The 3,579-nt window shown below is 41.9% G+C and carries 4 protein-coding genes; all 4 read left to right on the forward strand.

Annotated elements, in window-relative coordinates:
• Nucleotides 1–692 precede the first annotated feature (692 nt).
• Nucleotides 693–1,115, forward strand: coding sequence for a hypothetical protein (locus tag AC29Z1_RS03475; RefSeq protein WP_488270066.1), 423 nt, complete (start codon nt 693–695; stop codon nt 1,113–1,115).
• Between the two features lie 15 nt (nt 1,116–1,130).
• Nucleotides 1,131–1,556, forward strand: coding sequence for a ferritin-like domain-containing protein (locus tag AC29Z1_RS03480; RefSeq protein WP_488270067.1), 426 nt, complete (start codon nt 1,131–1,133; stop codon nt 1,554–1,556).
• A gap of 364 nt (nt 1,557–1,920) precedes the next feature.
• Entirely contained in the window at nt 1,921–2,301 is a 381-nt protein-coding gene (crcB, locus tag AC29Z1_RS03485; RefSeq protein WP_488270068.1) for a fluoride efflux transporter CrcB, read from the forward strand.
• A gap of 174 nt (nt 2,302–2,475) precedes the next feature.
• On the forward strand, nt 2,476–3,435 hold the full coding sequence (gene pfkA, locus AC29Z1_RS03490) for a 6-phosphofructokinase (protein ID WP_488270069.1): 960 nt from the start codon (nt 2,476–2,478) through the stop codon (nt 3,433–3,435).
• Nucleotides 3,436–3,579 lie beyond the last annotated feature (144 nt).

Here is a 3,579-nt window from a genome sequence, read left to right on the forward strand (position 1 = left end):
GGTCCTGGTGGCCCTGGTGGCCCTGGTGGTCCTGGTGGTCCTTTCGGTCCTGGCGGCCCTCCTTCCGGCCCCCCTTCCGGACCTCCTAGTCATGGTGGTGGTCCTCCTCATGGTCCGGAATGCGGCGACTCATGATGAAGCGAAGTATGCCTGAACCCCAAAAAGTTTTCTAGCATTGAACGGTTCATTGTCCTGACCTGTAAACAGCTATAGTTTATCAGTAGCCAGAGGAGATGGTTTGGTGATTCCATTTGTATCGAAAATAAAAACAGGGGAAATAGCACGCATTTGTGACAACCCTTTTATAGAAAGGTCTAAAGTATGGGCGTGCCAAGAATGTGGAACCAAGGTTTTTCATTGTAAAGCAGTGATCCGACCTCAATACCGCTGTTTGTGTGGGGCGCAACGCTGGAAACAATCAGTAAGCAGTGCCCAATAAAGGATTACAAGCCCGCATAGAAGTCTGTAAAAACTACATATTATCTATAACGTGAACCGGACAGTGTTGAAACATAGAAATTCAACACTGTTTTTTTGGTTTGAAGGAATAGATAGATCGTTTATGGGTGGACATGACTACTATATAAGTATTAAACAAAAAACAACTTGCAAAAAATAATAATTATTGTTAAAATATACCTGATAATGGATATTATAAGAGTGTGGTATGGGAATTAGAGGAGGAATGATGTTTGCAGATCGATGCTCTGATCTCTGAAATAGGTAATTGCTGTTTGGAAGGAGAGTTTTGTGCGGAATGTAAAAAAGAAAAATGTCTGATTGGATTTTGCAAAAAATCGCTGATGACAGTCCTTAAACAAAAGGATGAATTTATCGCTAACGGTCTTCAGGAAATTCCCTATAGCGATACCAAGGTGTATGATACTGACTCAGTGATTAATGCTATTGGTTTTTTATTGAATCAATGCCGCAACTGTAATGTGTATCATGATGAAGAATGTATTATTAATATTATCCGATCCTGTCTGGAAATTATTTTGCTAGGCGAAGTGCAAGAATACAAAGGCAGTACGCTATTATATTTAGGAGATATTAAAAAAATTAATCCTGAAATAGCTGATAAGATTTTACAAGCTGTTCAACAGCGAAAATAGAAAGGGGTATGTATAATGAAAAGAGAATTGACAGTGGAAAATATTATCGGCGAAACTAAAGGGACTGAAATCGAACGTATTGTTAAACAAAACTTTACTGGTGAAACTACTGAGACTGGACTGTATTTGGCTATGGCAAGACTGGCTCAGCGGCAAGGCTATCCGGAAATTGCCGAAGTATTGAAGACCATTGCTTGGGAAGAAGCAGAACACGCTGCACGCTTTGCCGAGTTTAACGGAATGATCCAGGAAGATTTATTTGAAAATATCAAGCAAATGCTGGAAGGAGAAACTTTTGCTAATCAGGGTAAGAAACAAGCGGCTGAAAAAGCACAGGAATTAGGACTTGAGACAGCAAGAGACTATTTTAATGAGTCGGCCAAAGATGAAGCAAGACATGCAAGGATGTTAGAAGGAATATTACACCGTTACAGTAAATAAGTAGCAAATTAGCGTCGGCTCAGGTACAAACCGTTTGGCTGTTGCTGAAGCGCGAGCGGTGTCCTGGAAAATGTGGCAGCTTCCAGTCAGGTGCTTTAACATGGTACAAGCATTGATGGTAGGCGGTTAATACATTTCAAAAAGTATGAGCCTACAGGTAACAAGCAGGGGGCGTATTGAATCGAAACGTTCAATACGGCCCCTGCTTGTTTAAGAATTTTCTCAAAAAACTAAATTAAAAACATTAGTTATTCCTTTTCGTTCGTAGCAATGTTGAGGATAAATATGTTAAAATAAGTTAAATAATTTAAGAATATATCAGACACGATGATAGCTGTAGTGCATACTATAACAGAGGTGTAAGATGATAGTAAACATCCTAATTGTAGCTTTAGGCGGCGGCATTGGTGCTGCGACCAGATATGCTGTTTCGCTATGGGCGGCCGCTAGATTTGGCGGCGCCTTTCCTTATGGAACCTTGTTTGTTAATGTTATAGGGTGTTTTATTATTGGCGTTTTTATGACACTAGTTACCGAGAAAGTGGTAGTAAGTCCATATTGGCGTCTGCTTGTAACAACCGGTTTTTTAGGTGGATTGACTACTTTTTCATCTTATAGCTATGAAACGTTTACGCTACTCAAAGAGGCCGGTATGCTGTCTGCCTTTTATAACATAGCAACAAATTTGGTTATTGGATTTTTTGCTACATGGCTAGGAATTCAAGCAGTTAAGGCTGTTGCTTGAATCATAGCAGTCACGAGAAACGCTTTTTCTTGCCAGCCACTACCCTGTAATACTTATGCTAGTTGGTTATGCGGGTAAAATATACATATCAGAGGGTAAGTAGGCACTATTTGCTTGCAAAAATATATTGGTAGGTTGCTACAGAATTTTCTTATTAAGAGAGGCAGGGGTAATGTGAAGAAGATAGCAGTAATTACTAGCGGCGGTGACTGTCCGGGAATGAATGCCGCTATTCGTGCAGTTGTTCGCGTAGCTTTAGCCAATGGAGTTGAGGTTTGGGGAATTAGAAACGGCTACGCTGGCATGATTGCAAATAATATGATCAGATTGGATTCGCGATCAGTAGGCGATATTATTCAAAAAGGCGGAACATTTCTGGGAACAGCCCGCAGTGAGGAATTTAAAACTTTGCAGGGACGTCAAAAAGCAGTAGCCAATTTACAATCCCATGGGATTGAGGGGCTTGTTGTCATTGGCGGCGATGGTTCTTTGACAGGTGCTAAGGCATTAGGCGAGTTGGGGATTAAAACGGTTGGCCTTCCAGGAAGCATTGATAATGATATTTGGGGGACTGATTATACGATTGGCTTTGATACAGCGGTAAATACTGCCCTCGAGGCCATTAATAAATTGCGTGATACTGCCTCAGCCCATGGCCGAGTTATGCTGGTTGAAGTGATGGGCAGGAATTGCGGCTGGATTGCTCTTACTGCCGGTTTAGCGGGTGGCGCTGAGAGCATTATCATTCCGGAAGTACCATTTTCCCGGGAGGATATTTGCAAGAAATTGCTGGAATCACGGGCTAAAGGCAAGCAATACAGTATTGTAGTTGTGGCTGAAGGTGCAGGCAGTGCTATTGAATTAGGGAACTTTATTGCTGCTAAAACTGGTTTAGAAACCAGGGTATCGGTGCTGGGCCATATTCAACGCGGCGGCGCACCTACGGTTACCGACAGGATATTGGCCAGTAAGTTGGCTGAAAGGGCTATCAAATTACTGCTGACTGGTAAAAGTGATATCATGGTCGGCTATCGTGATCATCAATGTGTTGAAGTACCTATTGCGGATGCTGTCGGCAAGAAAAAAGAAATTGACCTGCATTTGTATCATTTAGCTGAGGTTTTGGCACAATAATTGTTTAACAAAGCTACTGGGGAGATAGTTTATTCCACCTACCCTGATACCGCTGGGAGCGTCAGGAGTCTTGGTGTATCAGAAAAAGTAGGGGCTGTCGCGTTAAGACAGCCCCCAAATAGAAAAAACTGCAACCAGTTACTT

The organism is Sporomusa sp., assembly GCF_057736855.1.